The sequence below is a fragment of the Cystobacter fuscus DSM 2262 genome (assembly GCF_000335475.2).
Taxonomy (GTDB): domain Bacteria; phylum Myxococcota; class Myxococcia; order Myxococcales; family Myxococcaceae; genus Cystobacter; species Cystobacter fuscus.
The window spans coordinates 273,068-288,772 of sequence record NZ_ANAH02000001.1; the positions used below are offsets into that span (position 1 = coordinate 273,068).

12 protein-coding genes are annotated in these 15,705 nt (G+C 69.1%); 6 read left to right on the forward strand and 6 right to left on the reverse strand.

Features of this window, described 5'->3' with window-relative positions:
• Position 1: 1 nt before the first annotated feature.
• The 5 genes from hemG (at position 2) to D187_RS49265 (ending at position 9,280) form a co-directional block, all read left to right on the forward strand.
• Positions 2 to 1,363, forward strand: a complete 1,362-nt coding sequence (hemG, locus tag D187_RS01040; RefSeq protein ID WP_002629683.1) for a protoporphyrinogen oxidase — start codon at positions 2 to 4, stop codon at positions 1,361 to 1,363.
• Positions 1,364 to 1,380: 17 nt separating this feature from the next.
• Positions 1,381 to 2,427 (forward strand): sensor histidine kinase, encoded by a 1,047-nt coding sequence (locus tag D187_RS01045; protein WP_002629684.1) that lies wholly within the window; start codon positions 1,381 to 1,383, stop codon positions 2,425 to 2,427.
• Between the two features lie 46 nt (positions 2,428 to 2,473).
• Positions 2,474 to 6,049, forward strand: a complete 3,576-nt coding sequence (locus D187_RS01050; protein ID WP_002629685.1) for a serine/threonine-protein kinase — start codon at positions 2,474 to 2,476, stop codon at positions 6,047 to 6,049.
• 182 nt (positions 6,050 to 6,231) lie between these two features.
• On the forward strand, positions 6,232 to 7,587 hold the full coding sequence (locus D187_RS01055; RefSeq protein WP_002629686.1) for a GON domain-containing protein: 1,356 nt from the start codon (positions 6,232 to 6,234) through the stop codon (positions 7,585 to 7,587).
• A 79-nt stretch (positions 7,588 to 7,666) separates the two neighbouring features.
• Positions 7,667 to 9,280 (forward strand): trypsin-like serine protease, encoded by a 1,614-nt coding sequence (locus D187_RS49265; RefSeq protein WP_002629687.1) that lies wholly within the window; start codon positions 7,667 to 7,669, stop codon positions 9,278 to 9,280.
• 66 nt (positions 9,281 to 9,346) lie between these two features.
• On the opposite strand, the gene D187_RS01065 is transcribed toward D187_RS49265, so the two are convergent.
• Together D187_RS01065 and D187_RS01070 are read right to left on the reverse strand one after the other, a co-directional pair.
• Complete coding sequence (locus D187_RS01065) at positions 9,347 to 9,793, reverse strand: hypothetical protein (protein ID WP_002629688.1); 447 nt, start codon at positions 9,791 to 9,793, stop codon at positions 9,347 to 9,349.
• 71 nt (positions 9,794 to 9,864) lie between these two features.
• Entirely contained in the window at positions 9,865 to 11,472 is a 1,608-nt protein-coding gene (locus D187_RS01070; RefSeq protein ID WP_051256158.1) for a sigma 54-interacting transcriptional regulator, read from the reverse strand.
• Positions 11,473 to 11,728: 256 nt separating this feature from the next.
• Between D187_RS01070 and D187_RS01075 the strand changes: the two genes are divergently transcribed.
• A complete protein-coding gene (locus D187_RS01075) occupies positions 11,729 to 12,211 on the forward strand; it encodes a tetratricopeptide repeat protein (RefSeq protein WP_002629691.1) in 483 nt (160 codons plus the stop codon).
• Between the two features lie 27 nt (positions 12,212 to 12,238).
• Here the strand turns inward: D187_RS01075 and D187_RS01080 are convergent, their stop codons facing one another.
• The 4 genes from D187_RS01080 to D187_RS01095 form a co-directional block, all read right to left on the reverse strand.
• Positions 12,239 to 13,330, reverse strand: coding sequence for a M91 family zinc metallopeptidase (locus D187_RS01080; protein WP_002629692.1), 1,092 nt, complete (start codon positions 13,328 to 13,330; stop codon positions 12,239 to 12,241).
• A gap of 153 nt (positions 13,331 to 13,483) precedes the next feature.
• Positions 13,484 to 13,804, reverse strand: coding sequence for a hypothetical protein (locus tag D187_RS01085; RefSeq protein WP_002629693.1), 321 nt, complete (start codon positions 13,802 to 13,804; stop codon positions 13,484 to 13,486).
• A complete protein-coding gene (locus tag D187_RS01090; protein WP_002629694.1) occupies positions 13,801 to 14,868 on the reverse strand; it encodes an esterase/lipase family protein in 1,068 nt (355 codons plus the stop codon). Before D187_RS01090 ends, D187_RS01085 begins: the two co-directional genes overlap by 4 nt.
• Before the next feature lie 135 nt (positions 14,869 to 15,003).
• Complete coding sequence (locus tag D187_RS01095) at positions 15,004 to 15,375, reverse strand: hypothetical protein (RefSeq protein WP_002629695.1); 372 nt, start codon at positions 15,373 to 15,375, stop codon at positions 15,004 to 15,006.
• Between the last annotated feature and the right edge of the window lie 330 nt (positions 15,376 to 15,705).

Genomic DNA, 15,705 nt, shown 5'->3' on the forward strand with positions numbered 1-15,705 from the left:
CATGCGCGTCATCATCGTTGGAGGTGGAATCAGTGGCCTGGTGCTCGCGCAGGGGCTGCGCGCGAGGGGCACGGAGGTGACGCTGCTGGAGGCGGGAGCGCAGCCCGGCGGCAACATCCAGACGCACCGCCGGGACGGCTTCGTCACCGAGGCGGGCCCCAACAGCTTCCTGGACCGGGAGCCCAGCTTGCGCGCGTTGGCGGCCCGGCTGGGCATCGAGGATCGCATCCGGACGGCGGATCCCTCGGCGAAGCGCCGCTACCTCTACAGCGGGGGCAAGCTGCGCGCCCTGCCCCAGTCCCCGCCCGCCCTGCTCAAGTCGGACCTCCTGCCCTGGACGGCGAAGCTGCGGATGCTGGGTGAGCCCCTCACCCGCCGGGGCCCCACGGGCGACGAGTCCCTGGCGGACTTCGGGCGCCGGCACGTGGGCAGCGCGGCGACCGAGGTGCTGGTGGACGCGATGCAGACGGGCATCTACGCGGGCGACATGGAAGCGCTGAGCGTGGGCGCCGTCTTCCCCAAGGTGGCACAACTGGAGAAGCAGCACCGCAGCCTGCTGCTGGGCATGGTGCGCGAGCGCAAGGCGGAGCGCGCGGCGCCGCCCCCCGCGGGCACTCCGGCCACCACGGGCGCGGTCGCCTCGTTCGACGGGGGCCTCGGGGTGCTGGTGAAGGCGCTGGCCGGGGCGCTCGGACCGGCCCTGCGGCTGGAGGCGCGCGTGGTGGGACTGCGGCGCGAGGCGGCGGGCTGGCGGGTGGCGGTGGAGGAGCGGGGACAACGCACGGAGCTGGAAGCGGACCGGGTGGTGCTGGCGGTGCCCGCGTTCACGGCGGCGGAGCTGCTGCGACCCCTGGACGCGACGCTCGCGACTCAGTTGGACGGCATCACCTACGCGCCCATCGCCGTGGTGCACCTGGGCTTCGCGCCGGGGGCCGTGCCACCACCGGACGGCTTCGGCTTCCTGGTGCCCGCGGTGGAGAAGCGGCGGGTGCTCGGTGTCATCCACGTCTCGTCGACCTTCCCCTGGCGCACCGAGGGGGGCCGCGTCCTCTACACGTGCCTCATCGGCGGGGCGCGGCGGCCGGACCTGGTGGAGCTGGACGAGGCGGCGCTGGTGACGCTCGCGCGCGAGGAGCTGCGGCTCATGGCGGGCGTGACGGCCGAGCCCGTGCTCACGGAAACCATCCGCTGGAAGCGAGGCATCCCCCAGTACAACCTGGGCCACCTGGGGCGCCTGGCGGCCATCGACGAGGGGGTGACGCGCCTGCCCGGGTTGTTCCTCACCGGCAACGCCTACCGGGGCGTGGGACTCACCGACTGCGTGCGCGAGGCCACCGGACTGGTGGACGCGCTGGCCCGCTGAGCCGCGGCGGCGCTCCCATGCAAGACTCCATCGTCCGCGCCACGCTCCGGGCGCTGCTCGTGCCCCGGCGGCTGTTGCCCATCCTCCTGGTGAGCGTGCCGCTGGTGGCCGCCCAGGTGCGCTTCAGCAACGAGGAGCCCATGGCCGGGCCGCTCGGGCTGCTCTTGTGCGTGCTCTGCGTGAGCGTGGCCCCGGTGTCCTACCGCGTCCTCTTCCCCGAGGGGCTCGACCTGAGCCACGGCGGCATCCGCCTGCTGCTCTACGCCACCGTGGGACTGGGCGTCGTGCTGTCCGCGGGCGTCGTGCTGCCCAAGCTGCTGCGGCTCGGGCCCACCTTCCTCACCGACCGCTACAGCCTCGCCGTCAGCATGGGCCTGTTCCTCGTGGGCGGCTGGGGGCTGGGGCGCGACATCGGCTTCGAGGAGAGCCTCGCCCACGAGCGCGCCCGCGCCGAGCGGCTCGCCCTGGAGGCCGAGCAGGCACAACTGCTCGCCCTGCGCAGCCACCTGGATCCGCACTTCCTCTTCAACACCCTCAACGCCATCGCCGAGTGGTGCCGGACGGACGGCGCCGTGGCCGAGGCCGCCGTGCTGCGGCTGTCCGCCATGCTGCGCAGCGTGCTCGCCGGGGTGCGCGCCGCCACCTGGCCCCTGGCGCAGGAACTGGAGCTGGTGCGCACCCTCTTCGAGCTGCACCTCTTGCGCGACCCGGACCTCTTCCAGTTCACCCAAGAGGTGGAGCCCGGCCTGGAGTCCTTTCCCGTGCCACCGCTCGTCCTCTTGCCGCTGGCGGAGAACGCGGTGAAGCACGGGCCCGCCGCCGGACACCGCGGCCCCATCCACCTCACCGTGCGCGCGCACGGGGACACGCTCGTCTTCACCCTGGAGAACCCCGGCGCCTCGCGCGGCCCCCGCGAGGGCAGCAGCGGCCTGCCCACGGTGGAACGCCGGCTCGCCCTCGCCTACGCGGGCGGCGCCCGCCTCACCCTGAGCAGCGAGAACGCACGCACCCGCGTCACCGTCACCCTGCCCCGCACGGGTCCCCCCACGGGGCTCACGACCTGAGATCGACATTGGAAGTACGATCGGCGCTCCGAGGAGCGTTTCCCCCATGCATCCGGATTTCGAGGTCGAGCTGCGGGTAGCCCTGGCCGAGGGCCTTGTCTCCGAGCAAGAGATGGACAGTCTGCGCGAGGAGGCTCGGCGCCTGGAGCGCGGTCCCCTGGCGCTGCTCCGTGAGCGAGGCCGTTTGTCCGAGGGGACGCTCATCTCGATGATGGCCCAGGTCCGGAGCGCCACGCCCCAGGTGGCCGACGCTCGAGACGAGAAGGCTGCCGAGACCCCGGCCTTCCCCGTCAGCGGTTGGGAGCGCTACCAATGCATGCGCTTCCTCGGCGAGGGGGGTATGGGGCGGGTCTTCCTCGCGCATGATCCACGGCTGAACCGGAACGTGGCCTTGAAGTTCGTTCGGGGTGACGATCCCGAACTCACCCGGCGCTTCCTCTCCGAAGCCAGGGCCCAGGCACGGGTGAACCACGAGCGGGTGTGCAAGGTCTACGAGGTGGGCGAGGTTCAAGGGCGCGTCTACATCGCGATGCAGTTCATCGAGGGGCGGACGCTGAGCGCGCTCGCCCGCGAGCTCTCCGTCGAACAGAAGGTGCTGGTGCTCCGGGAGGCCGCCGAGGGCGTGCACGAGGCGCACCGCGTGGGTCTCATCCACCGCGATCTCAAGCCCTCCAACATCATGGTGGAGCGCGCGGAGGACGGGATGCTGCGCCCCTACGTGATGGACTTCGGGCTGGCGCGAGACTGGAACGAGGGGGCCACCGTCACCGGCGCGGTCATGGGCACGCCCCAGTACATGTCGCCCGAGCAGGCGCGCGGCGAGGTCTCCCACCTGGATCGCCGCTCGGACGTCTACGGTCTGGGCGCCACCCTCTACAGCGTGTTGACGGGCCAGCCGCCCATCCCCGGCGGCAACGGCCTGGAGGTGCTCAACAACATCTTCACGGTGGAGCCACGCCCGCCGCGCGCGGTGGATCCGAACATCCCCGCGGACCTCGAGGCCATCGCGCTCAAGTGCCTCGAGAAGGAGCGCTCGGCCCGGTATGACTCGGCGCGCGCCCTGGCCGAGGAGCTCGGCCGCTTCCTGTCGGGCGAGCCGGTCCAGGCCCGCTCCCACGGGGCCGGGTACCGCCTGCGCAAGAAGCTCCGCAAGCACCGGCTCGTGGCGTCCGTGGCCGCGGTGGCGGCCGTGCTCGTGCTCCTGGCCCTGGGCCAGGTGGTGCTGGCCCGCCGCGAGACCGCCGTGCGCGAGCGCCTGGCCCGGCGATTCGCCGAGTCCGTGGAACGCATCGAAGCACTGGCGCGCTACTCGGACCTCTCCCACCTGCACGACACGCGCGCGGATCGGCGCGCCATCCGCGCGAGGATGGCGGCGCTCGAGGCGGAGATCCACGCCGCGGGCGAGCCCGCCGTGGGGCCCGGTCACTACGCGCTGGGGCGCGGCTATCTCGCGCTCGGAGACGAGACCAGGGCTCGCGAATCCCTCGAGTCCGCCTGGAAGCACGGCTTCCGCGAGCCCCGGGTGGCCTACGCGCTGGCCCTGGTGACGGGGCACCAGTACCAGGAGCAGCTGCTGGAAGCCGAGCGCCTCCGCGACACCGAGCGGCGGGAGGCTCGCAAGCGCGAGGTCGAGCGCCGCTACCGGGAGCCGGCGCTGGCCTATCTCCGTCAAAGTGAAGGTGCCGAGGTTCCCTCCGCCGCGTACGTGGCGGCGCTGCTCGCCTTCTACGAGAACCGGTGGGAAGAAGCCCTCTCCCAGCTGGACACGATCGGCACCGAGCTGTCCTGGTTCCATGAGGCTCCCACGCTGCGCGGAGACATCCTCCAGGCCCGCGCCATGCGGAGCTGGAACCGGGGCGAGCACGAGCGCGCGCTGGCGGACTTCGAGGCGGGCCGGAAGGCCTACGCCCAGGCGGCGGCGAGCGGCGAGAGCGTGGCCTCGATCCACACGGCCCAGGGAGAGCTGGAGTACGGCGCGCTGATCCTGGAACTCTACGGGAAGGGCGATGTCGCGCCCCGCTACACCCGAGCCCTCGAGGCCGTCTCCCGCGCGCTCGTGGCCATGCCGGAGCATTACGACGCCCGGGTGCTGGAGTCCCGCCTCCACCGGCGGCTCGCCGAGCATCGACGCAATCTGGGCGATTATTCGGAGACATTGCCAGAGAAGGCGGTGAGCGCCGCGCGGAGCGCGCTGGAACTCGAGCCCTCGCGTTCGAAGGCCCGGCTGGAATTGGGGCAGGGTTATTGGATCTGGGGCTACACCCGCCAGAGCCACTCCCTGGATCCGCGCGAGCAATTGCGCAAGGCGGTCGAGAGCTTCGAGAGCATCGCCCCGGAGGAAAGGGATTACGACTTCCACCTCAACCTGGGCATGGTCCACAAGACGTGGGCCGACTACGAGGAGCAGGTGGGCGCGGATCCGCTGCCCGGGTACGGCAAATCTATCGAGTCCTATCTCTCCGCCCTCCAAATGGACGGCCAGGTGCCGGAGGGTTGGATCAACCTGGGCATCGCGTACTACACCCGGGCCACCCACCCGCGGGCCCCGGCTCCGGACGGAGACCTCACCCAGGCACTGGCGGCGCTGGACAAGGCCCGGGCCCTCAACCCCGGGCACGTGGTGCCCTACTTCTACGCGGGACTGGCGCATGCGCTCGTGGCTCAGCGGCTGCGCGTGTCGGGAGGCGAGCCCGGTGCCTCACTGGAGCGCTCCGCGGAGATGTACCGCAAGGGGCTCGAGCTCAGCCCCGGCATTCCCCAGCTCCACAATGGCCTGTGTCTGACGTTGGTCCAACAGGCCCAGGCGGCCTGGGACCGCGGTGGGGATCCATTTCCCACGCTGGACCAGGCCCGGGAGGCCTGCGAGCAGTCCATGACCCTCGCGCCCGAAAGTGGCTACGGGCACATCAACCTCAGTGAGGTGCTCGCCCATCGAGCCCTGTACCAGCGCGCCCGGGGAGAGGATCCCAGCCCGAGCGTGCGCGCGGCCGACGAGGCCCTGCGACAGGCGCTCCAGTGGCTTCCGGAGAACGCGGGAGCCCTGGCCAACCGCGGCATGGTCCATGCCATCCTGGCCACGTTCGAGCTGGAGCACGGGCGCGATCCCCGCCCCAGCAGCACGCGGGCCGAGGCGGCGCTGCGGCGGGCCCTCGCTCACAATCCGACCCACGCCGAGGCCTGGTACTCCCTGGGTGAGGCGTTGGGGGCCAAGGCGCTCGCTCCAGGAGGACGCCCCCAGGACTCCGAGGAGGCGATCCAGGCCTTCCAGAAGGGCCTCGAGCTGGCTCCGGAGCGGCAGGAGTTCCGCATCGGCTTCGGGCATTTCCTCCGCCGCTGGTCCACCCGACTGATGCAGGGCAAACAGGACCCGGGCCCCTCGCTTCAACGAGGACTGGAGCTGGCCCAGCAGCTCCTCGCGGTTCGTCCCGGATGGCCAGACGCCCGGCTCTTGCGAGGCAGTCTGTTCGCGCTCCAGGCGTCGCTCCCCTCCGCTGCCCCCGGACAGAAGCAGGAGTGGCGGAGACAGGCCCGGGAGGATCTCTCCAGCGCGCTCTCCGCCAACCCGGGCTTCCAGCGGGAGTGGGGCGACACCCTCCAGCGCCTCCAGCCCAGCGGGCCCTGAGCCCCTGGGGCCGCGACGTTTCGCGATTGTCGGCGACATGTCGCCGACAGCCGCTCCCCTCCTCCCAGACCCTTTCCCCGCGGGGGTTCTCCTCTGAAGCGCCCCCAGGGGCGTGCTGGCACGCGGCGTGCTCAAGGACACCCCGAGTTCATTCAAGACTCTCCGAACCCGGAGTTCCCGCCATGATGTACGCCCCCCGTTGGAAGAAGCTGATGTTCGCCGCCAGCCTCGCCGTCCTCCCCGCCTGCGGGATGGAGGAGCCGAACAGCCCCGAGGCCCAGGGGCTCGACCCACGGGCCCCCACGAAGCCAGGCCAGACGCGGGCCGCGCTCACGACCGGCCCGTCGAGCTGCCAGGACATCAAGAACGCCAACCCCTCCGCGGCGGATGGCCCGTACGTGCTGTTCCTCGGCGGCGACAGGTCCAAGCCCTGGACGACCTGGTGCCGCGACATGGCGGGCACCCCCGCGGAGTATCTGTCGCTGCCGTCGACGGGCCCCTCGCTCAACTTCTCCCAGTACACCGCGGGCGTTCACAACGGCGGGGGCACCAACGTGCGGACCCTCTTCTCCAAGGTTCGCATCGACCCCACCACCCTGCGCGTGAGCACCGGTGACCAGACCTTCTCCACCTCCTCCGGGCTGCTGTGGCACGGAGATGCCGTCACCTCCATGGCCTATGCCGCCGCGATGAACTGCGACTTCGGCAACCCCGGACTGGGCAACGTCGACCTGCGAGGCACTTCCTTCGCGGTGGCGCCCAGCCATTTCGTGGCGGTCGGCTCCTACCCCTCCGGTGGGGCCACCTACAGCTCGAACAACCAGGTGGTGGACCTGTGGGGCCGGGGGGATTGCGGCTGGATGTCGGTGCAGGGCGCCGACCATCCCTTCAACGGCCGCAGCGCCCAGTTGCAACTCCAGTACAGGCAGAGCACCCCGGCGAGCTGCCAGGAGCTCAAAACCGCCCATCCCGCCGCGGCGGATGGTGAGTACGTGCTGTACGTCAACGGCGATGCCTCCAAGCCCTGGACGGCCTGGTGCCACGACATGGCGGGCACTCCCGCCGAGTACCTGTCGCTGCCGTCGACGGGCCCCTCGCTCAACTTCTCCCAGTACACCGCGGGCTACAACAACGGCTGGGGGGGCACCAACGTGCGGACCCTCTTCTCCAAGGTTCGCATCGACCCCGCCACCCTGCGCGTGAGCACCGGTGACCAGACCTTCTCCACCTCCTCCGGGCTGCTCTGGCACGGGGATGCCGTCACCTCCATGGCCTATGCCGCCGCGATGAACTGCGACTTCGGCAACCCCGGCCTGGGCAATGTCGACCTGCGCGGCACTCCCTTCGCCGCGGCGCCCGGCGAGTTCGTGGCGGTCGGCTACTACGGTTCCGGCGGGGCCACCTACAGCTCGGACAACCAGGTGGTGGACCTGTGGAACCGGGGCGAGTGCGGCTGGATGTCGGTGCAGGGCGCCGATCATCCCTTCAACGGGCGGGGCGCTCAGTTGCAGCTCCAGTACGCGCCTCCTCCCGCGTAGCCCACCACCGGATCCCAACAGGAGAAAATCAATGTCGCGAGAACACAATACTCCAGGAGTCCCGAGGTCTTCGAGGGTCGTGCGCTGGTCGTCGGCGCTGTGTGTCTTCCTTGGCGCATGCACCACTCAGGACGGTCCGCCGGAAACGAATCTCCAGTCCTCGGGCCAGGAGATCATCAACGGCACCCCGTACGAGGCGGAGAACAGCGGCCTCGTCATGATGGTCAGCAACGGCTCGCTCTGCAGCGCCACGCTGCTCAACAACGAGTGGGTGCTCACCGCGAAGCATTGCAACGTCGTCGTGGGAGCGACGGCGTATATGGGCTCGCAGTCCCGCGGGGTGATTCAGGTGGTCAACCACCCGAACCTGGATGTCACCCTGGCACACCTGCAGAGCCCGCTGAGCATGAGGAACTCGAGCAACGGCTACTTCAGGGCACTGCGCACCACGCCGCTCGCGGTGGGGGAAGCGGTGCAGTGCTTTGGATACGGCCTCGACACCTTCAACGCGGGTGCTGGCACGTTGCGCACGGCGCCCCTGAGCCTCAGCAGCCGCACGGAGAACGAATACAACTTCGACCGGAACGGCTCGGGCCAGGTGCAGTGGAAGGGGGACTCGGGAGGCCCCTGCATCGACAGCGAGGGCAGGGCCGTCAGCGTCACGTCCTACTGCTGGTACGGGAACAACGAAGTGTATTCCTGTGCCTCGGTGCGCTCCGATGTGTTCGCGAGCTGGGCGAATGACTATACCAACCTCCGGACCGGTGCCAGCTATCGCATCCAGGTGAAGGCGGATGGCCGCTTCCTCCACGAGCATGGCTGGGGTGACAAGTTGATCAGCACACGCTACCAGCCCAACGACGACTACACCCAGTTCATCCTGGAGCCCAATGGCGAGGGCTGGCGGATCAAGGTGAAGGCGGATGGCCTCTACCTCCACGAGGATGGCTGGGGTGACAAGTTGATCAGCACGCGCTACCAGTCCAACGACGACTACACCGTGTTCCTGTTCACTCCCTCTGGAGATGGAAGCTGGCGCATCTCCGTCAAGGCAGACGGTCTCTACCTCCACGAGGATGGCTGGGGTGACAAGTTGATCAGCACGCGCTACCAGTCCAACGATGATTACGCCCGGTTCTATCTGACGCGGGTCGACAGTCCGGTGAACTTCGAGTTCGGGGATGCGCGCCGCACCACCTCCACCGGCGACTGGGCCGCCTTCAGCTGGAAGTCCGAGTGCGCCAACGGGGAGATGGTGGCCGGCCTGTCCCTCAACCCCACCTCGCGCAATACCCGCATCGCGCTGTGCCGCGCCAGCGGTGACTCCCGCTTCCCGCACAACGGCTGCTACACCCGGCACTTCTCCACCGGCGACAGCCGCGGAACCCTCGCCACCGGCGACTGGGATTCCGGGTACTACAAGGGGGAGTGCGGCACGAACGAGTTCGTCGCCGGTGTGGCCCAGGACACCGCCCACGGGATCACCGCCATGCTCTGCTGCCCCGGCGCGGTGGCCCACAACGCCTGCGTCGCCCGCGTCTTCGACGGCCAGAATGGAGGCTGGAACCCCGCCTCGGGCGACTGGGACCCCGGGAATTGGAAGGGCGAGTGCGGTCCCGGCAGCTACGCCGCGGGCCTCTCCCGCAGCACCTCCACCGGCAGGCCCCACGCGCTGCTCTGCTGCGGCCCGTAACGACACATCCGTCGCGAGGGGAGTGGGCGGTCAAGGCCGCCCACGCGGAGTTCCCCTGAACCGCCCTCAGGGCTTGGAAGCCGTCAGGGTGCCGGCCTGTCCCTGCCCGACGATGGGCTCTGGAAACTGTCCCAGCTCACTGACGCGCAGGTCATAGCGCGACTCTCCCGAGTCACGAGAGAGCGCGTGGTTCACCTGGAGCACCCTGCTCCCGCGCTCGAGGTCCACGCGTTCCCAGGTGCGCTCACTCCGGACCGCATTCTCTGGCAGGAGCAAGGGGAGCTCCCGCTTGAAGAGCCACAAGCTGCCCCCCTGGTGCCGCTCGGCAGAGAGCACGATCTCGAGCTCATCCCCTGGAGCCACCACCAGAGACAGCTCGGGGTCATCGTCTGGCGCCCAGGTCCCCTTCCAGTTGATCACCAGCGTGCAGAGCTCCTTGAGCCGCCCTGCTTCGGAACGGACCGGGAAGGACGTGTAGATGCTCTCGGGGATGATCAGTTGATGCTTCGCCATGGTGCTATTCCTTTCGAATCTGCGCCAACGCTTCGCCGCCGACCTGCCGCGACTCAGGGAGTTCCTGGCGCTCAAGCCAGCCCCAGTTCCTTGAGGCGCCGGTTGAGCGCCTTCTTGGACACCTCCAGGCGCTGGACCATGGCGTCCAGGTCGCCTCCGCACTCCCGGTGGCAGGCGGCGATCTCCTCCGCGCTCAGGGTCCCCGCCCTGCGGATGTTCGGGTGCTTGTCGATGAGATCGTAGATGGAGGAGCGCGGAATGCCGAGCGCGTCCGCCGCCGACTTGAGATCCCAGGCGTGCCGCCGGAGCGCCGAGAGGAGCTCGTCCCCGGTGACCTCGGTGGACTTGCGGCGAGCCACCGCCGTGGGGGGAGCGGCGGGTTCCGCTGGCTTCTGGACGGGCCCCGTGGCGTCCAGTTCCCCGGCGAGCCGCGAGTCCAGTTGCAGCACGGGCTGCCCCCGGCTGCCAATCACCAACTGCCGGGTGAGGTTGCGCAACTGCCGGATGTTGCCGGGCCACGAGTAGCGCAGCAGGCGCACCGCGAGCGACGCCGACAACCACGGCTCGGCATAGGGATCCCGGGGCGTCAGGCGGTGGGCCTCGCCAATGGCCTCCAGCTCCTCCCGGGCGAAGTGCTGGAACAGCATCCCGATGTCCTCACGGCGCTCGCGCAAGGGGGGCAGCCGGATTTCATAACCCGCCAGACGATGCAGCAACGGCGCCTTGAAGCGCCCCTCCCGGATGTGCTCCTCCAGGTTGGCATCGGTCGCGGCGATCAGCCGGACATCCGTCTTGATGGGCGTATGCCCACCCACCGGGTACAGCTCACCGGTCTCCAGCACCCGGAGCAGCATCACCTGCACCTCCGGAGGCGCCTCGCCCACCTCGTCGAGGAACAGGGTGCCCCCCTGGGCCGCCCGGAAGAAGCCCTCGCGCTCCCGCGTCGCTCCAGTGAAGGCGCCCCGGTGCGCGCCGAACAGCTCGGCGGCCGCCAACTCCTTGGGGATGGCGCCCAGGTTCACGCTGATGAAGGAGTGCCCCTTGCGCGGGCCGTGCTGGTGGATGGCCTGGGCCACCAGTTCCTTGCCCGTCCCGGTCTCCCCCCGGATCAACACCGGGACATGGAGGTCGGCGATGCGCTGGATGTGCTCGCGTACGCGCCGGATGCCAGGACTCTCGCCCACCATGCCCAGCGTGTCACCGGGTGCTCGCGCCCTGCCCGAGTCCAGGTGCAGCAGCAACACCACCCGGCCCGAGAGTTCCAACAGCACGCCCGCCGCCAGTTCCTCCGGCGTGAATTCACGGCTCGTCACGAGCCGTTCGTCCGCCACCACCCGGGTTCCGCCCTCGCCCACGCGCAGCCGGAGCCGCCCCCCTTCGCCCGGTGAGAACACGAGGGGGTTGCGGCTCACGAAAGGGTCGGACAGGGGCTGCCCGAAGGTCTCTCCAGGCCGGGTGAAGTTCGGGCCGTTGCGAGACAGGGCCACCTCCCGACCGGCGGCGATCCCCTCCAGCAGGAGCCGCTCTCCGGCCCGGGTGGCCGTGGGATGGGACAAGAGGGTCAGCACCGGCACCACCTGGTCGGCGGATGCCGCGGCGCGCCGCTCGTGACCGATGGCCGTGGAGACCTCGGCGACCAGCGGGGGGGACTGGGAATCGCGGGGCTCGGAGCGGGACATCGTCCACGACTGTAGCACTTCCCTCCCGCGGCCCATTCCACGGCTCGCCGGATGTGCGCTCCCCGCCTCCGCGACGTCTCGCGGATTCGGCGATACGTCGCCGACCAACACGCCACGGCCTCCGAGGCCTTCCCCGCCGGGGACATCACCACCAGTACGAGGTGTTTGACACCTTCTCGGTGGTGTACGAGGTGTTTGACACCTTCTCGGTGCCCCGCTCTCCTCCCCGAAACGGACGCGTCACCTGAGGAACGACATGACTCCACACGACAAGTTGGTTCAACAGGTCTCCGAATTCCTGGAGAGGAAGCGCAACCGGGAGGCCTTGAAGCTGGTGCGCGAGGCCTGGACCCAGGGAACGCGCTCGGTGCACCTCAAGCTGCTGGAGGCGGAGGCCTGCAAGGCCCTGCTGCCCCCGGATACGACGGGCGCCCTGCGCGCCTACGAGGAAGCCATCGCGCTGGAACCGGACAACTGGCGGGCCTACAACGACATGGGCCTGTACCTGATGAGCGAGGGCAAGCGCTACCTGAAGCGCGCCGTCGAGGTCCTCGAAGAGGCACGGCGCCGAGCGCCCACCCAGCCCGAGCCCTCGCTCAACCTCGTGCTCGCGTACGCGCGGACCGGCCGGGACAACGAGAGCGTCGAGCTGGCCCAGCAGATCCTGCGGGACCTGCCTCCGGACCACCCCCTCCACCCCCAGGCCACGGCGCTCGTGGAAGCACTGCTCGCCCCCTGAAGCGTCCCCAGGCGAGCGCCGGACCCCTCACTTCGTCTGGAGGTTGTTGAGGTAGTTGTCCATGTGGCCCTTCGGATCGACCACCTTCGGCGGGCCGCTGCTGGGGAAGCCCATGAACCCGGACACCTTGACCTCGGCGGACGACGAGTAGAAGAGCCGCTCGGGGAGACCACACTCCTTGCGGTAGGTGTTCTCCGAATAGATCTGGGGCTTGGAGGACTGTCCTTGCATGTACGCGTCGTCGCGGAACTTGCTGACGCCGGTCGCACGCGCCTCGTTGACCTTCATCGCCTTGTTCTGGCCGAGCTGGATGTCATTGGCGTTGTTGATGCCGCGCACGATGTCATCCGCATGGACGAGCTCATGCATCAGCGTCACGTGCGAGGGCTTGTTCGCATCCGCGTTGAACGCGCCGTACTTCGGCTTGAGCGAGGACTCATTCTTCGCCTCCTCGGGGGAGAGACCGAGGCCCGGCTTGCCGTTGATATCGACCCGCGCCCCCTTGTGCATTTGCAGTCCGGGCGACTCCGAGGCCTTGTCGGTCGAATTGCCCAGACCCTCCCGGTGGTAGACGGCGACGTTCTGGGCGGTCTTGCCGTTGGTGCCATCGTACGAGTTGATGCTGTTGAGCATGGCCTTGCCGGACGGCTTGCTCGAGATCATCGACAGGTCATTGAGCACGCCGTTGGTGAACTTGAGGTCGGCGTTCTGGTCCACGATCTTGATCTGGCCCACCTGGGTCGCGTGGTACTGCTCCTTGCCGCCCTGAACCGAGTACGTGGTGGTCGGCCCCACGTGGAGATTCGGCTGACCCAGGTTCTGCTTGATGGTGTTCAGGTGCGCCGTGGCCTCCTGCTTCTGCGCGTTGTTCGGAAACTCCTGCTGGGTGACGCTCGCCGGGAGCGCAGGCGGAGGCGTGCGCCCCGTCGGGGCGGCAGCCGTCGTGGAGGGAGCGGGCGATGCGGTGCGCGTCGGCTGAGGCGCCGCGGGACCCGTCGTGGAGGGAGCGGGTGATGCGGCGCGCGCCGGCGGAGCGGACGGAGCACTCGGCGTGGAGGGACCGGGCGATACGGTGCGTGCCGGCGGAGGGGACGGGAGACGTGACGAGATAGGAGCCAAGGCAGGAACCTCCTGGATCAACTGGACTATCTCGTTTTAACGTATTGAACGACCCCCCAGCAACCCACAATGTGCCACATCGGCGGGTTCCCAGCGCCCCCCGTCCTCTCTCCCTCCCATCTCAGGGGCACGGCGCCTTCGAGAAGTACAAGGTCAGTCAGCGCTTCGACGGCTCGGTGCGGCACCCGGAGTGGTTGGGCCGACGTCTTGCGCGCGTGACTGCTCGAGCAGGTCGAGCGCGATGCCCACCGTCGTGCCGACCACGCGGTTGACCCACCGGACCATCCCATACGAGCCCGAGACAGCCAGGTCATGGAGCTCGTGCACGCCCCGGACGGGGACCGCGATCGAGGGCACCTTCTCCAGCAACTCGAAGGGCTTCGCGGCGGTGCGCTTGTGCACCTGCTCCACCGCCGTCGCGCCCTTGTCCACCGCGTCCCGCACCAGCTCCGTCAAGCCTTGCCACTTCTTCATGGAAGCTCCTGTTCGCACCAGGCCCTCACCTGGGCATAGACATCCGGGTGGTGGGCCAGGGCGAAGTGGTCCAACCCCGCCACGACCTTGACGTTCTCCTGCGGAAACACAGGCGAGCGGTCCTCCGGATCCGCCCGTCCCGCGGCGCTTGCCAGGGGCACCACGCCGTCGCCGAAGAGCATCGAGAGCAGGTGGCGCTCATCGTTACCCAGTGATCCGACGAGCAGGTGATGGGACAGCTCCGGGAGCAGCGGGACGGGGTGGCGGCGGTTCTGGAGGTGAGCCTCGCCCTCGGCGTCCTCCCAGTCCTGCTTCACCAGGTTGCCGTAACCCAGATCCTTCACGCCGCTGCTGCGCAGGTCGACGACGTCCGCCACCAATTGCGTGTAGGGATTGGGAATCGCTCGCAGCACCTGGCTCACCGCCTTGCCCGCCCGTTCGAGTGGCGAGCCCAGGTGCGGTACGCCCAGGTAGAGGGCGCGGCGGACCCGGGACAACCAGGAGTGCCCCGCCTCGGCGGCCACGTGGCACGCGCTGCGCACCACGAGCCCGCCCATGCTGTAGCCCACCAGGATGAGTTCCTCGATGGGGACGGGGTAACAGACCATCAGCGTCTCCAGCAGCCGGGCCAGGGCCTCGCCGTTGTCGGAGATGTGCAGACCCGTGTTGTAGCGGAGGTAGAGCGGCGTCACGCCCTGGTCCCGTTGCAGCAGCGCGCCGTAGGTCACCGCGGGCTCGCCAGGGAAGGACCAGATGGCCTCGGTGACGGCGAGCCCGTGTACCCAGAGCGCCAGCCGGCCCGTGGGGGCGGGGTACGCACGCCGGAGCGACTCCCGGTCGAGCCGCACCGGGTGCCCGTCGAGGAAGAGCTCCATCGGCGTGGCCAGCCCGTTGTTCTGGCGGTGGAGGTAGTCCCCCAGCACGCCGTTGAGGACCCCGAGGGCGAACTCCAGCTTGCCGCCACCGGCCCGGGCGGCGGGCAGCGGCGCGGCGAGTGCTCCAGCGAGGGCGGGTGGGGCCAGGTCGGCCTGCGCCGCTGGAGCTTCAGTGTCTTTGGGTGTCATCAAGGTTCGCTCGCGGCGGACCATGACACGGGTGACGCGCCGCGTAAATCCTACGACGCGTAGACGAGCGGCATCACGCGCCAGGGTCCCGTCCCGCGCAGCAGCCCGGCCCCATCAAACCGTGGCGTCAGTGACCTACCCTCCACTCGCGTGAAATGCTTCGAGGATTTGTGCCGCGGACATCGTCGGAGTCACCTTCACCTCGCCATTCATGCTCTCGTCGCAGAAAAGGAGGGACACATGAGAGGGCACGAGGGAGCGGCACCACTGGACGAACTCTGAAATCTCCCGAAGAGGGACACCTTCAAATGTCATGGAGCCCCTCGTCTTGTGAAGCAACCCCTCCAGTCGCGAATCAGCCATGGGGACATGGAACTCCAAGGCATAGCTTCTCTCGGGATTGGAGATTGGCTTCACCGTGGCGCCGGGCCAGCGCGCGTTCAGGTAGGAAGCCAAGTCGGATGCGGATGGCAACCCGCCGTCCTCCGCGATGATGAAGAATTTCATTCGCTATTCCTCTCCTCAGGGACGAGCAACAACGGAACAGCCATGCCATCGTTGACTATCACCTTGAGGCCCATGACATGAGTATCGGCACCGTCCGCCCAGACATCCCCACCACCTCCGGAAGCCTGAACTTCCTCCGACCCCGCCTCCTTGCGCTGATACGAGGCTTACTCCAACGATAAGCCAGAGAAGGGTGTTCGCACGCGCCACACCAAACCCGATGGGCCCGAGTGCTCGTGGAGACGCCGCGCGAGGCATGAAGCGCATGGGGGTTGACGCGCCGAAAGAGTGGCGAGCGGCGACGGGAATCCCCATCTTCGGGTCCCCTCA

Coding starts and splice junctions, on each gene's coding strand:
- hemG (WP_002629683.1), top strand. CDS start 2: ATGCGCGTCATCATCGTTGGAGGTGGAATCAGTGGCCTGGTGCTCGCG.
- D187_RS01045 (WP_002629684.1), top strand. CDS start 1,381: ATGCAAGACTCCATCGTCCGCGCCACGCTCCGGGCGCTGCTCGTGCCC.
- D187_RS01050 (WP_002629685.1), top strand. CDS start 2,474: ATGCATCCGGATTTCGAGGTCGAGCTGCGGGTAGCCCTGGCCGAGGGC.
- D187_RS01055 (WP_002629686.1), top strand. CDS start 6,232: ATGATGTACGCCCCCCGTTGGAAGAAGCTGATGTTCGCCGCCAGCCTC.
- D187_RS01065 (WP_002629688.1), bottom strand. CDS start 9,793: ATGGCGAAGCATCAACTGATCATCCCCGAGAGCATCTACACGTCCTTC.
- D187_RS01070 (WP_051256158.1), bottom strand. CDS start 11,472: ATGTCCCGCTCCGAGCCCCGCGATTCCCAGTCCCCCCCGCTGGTCGCC.
- D187_RS01075 (WP_002629691.1), top strand. CDS start 11,729: ATGACTCCACACGACAAGTTGGTTCAACAGGTCTCCGAATTCCTGGAG.
- D187_RS01085 (WP_002629693.1), bottom strand. CDS start 13,804: ATGAAGAAGTGGCAAGGCTTGACGGAGCTGGTGCGGGACGCGGTGGAC.
- D187_RS01090 (WP_002629694.1), bottom strand. CDS start 14,868: ATGACACCCAAAGACACTGAAGCTCCAGCGGCGCAGGCCGACCTGGCC.
- D187_RS01095 (WP_002629695.1), bottom strand. CDS start 15,375: ATGAAATTCTTCATCATCGCGGAGGACGGCGGGTTGCCATCCGCATCC.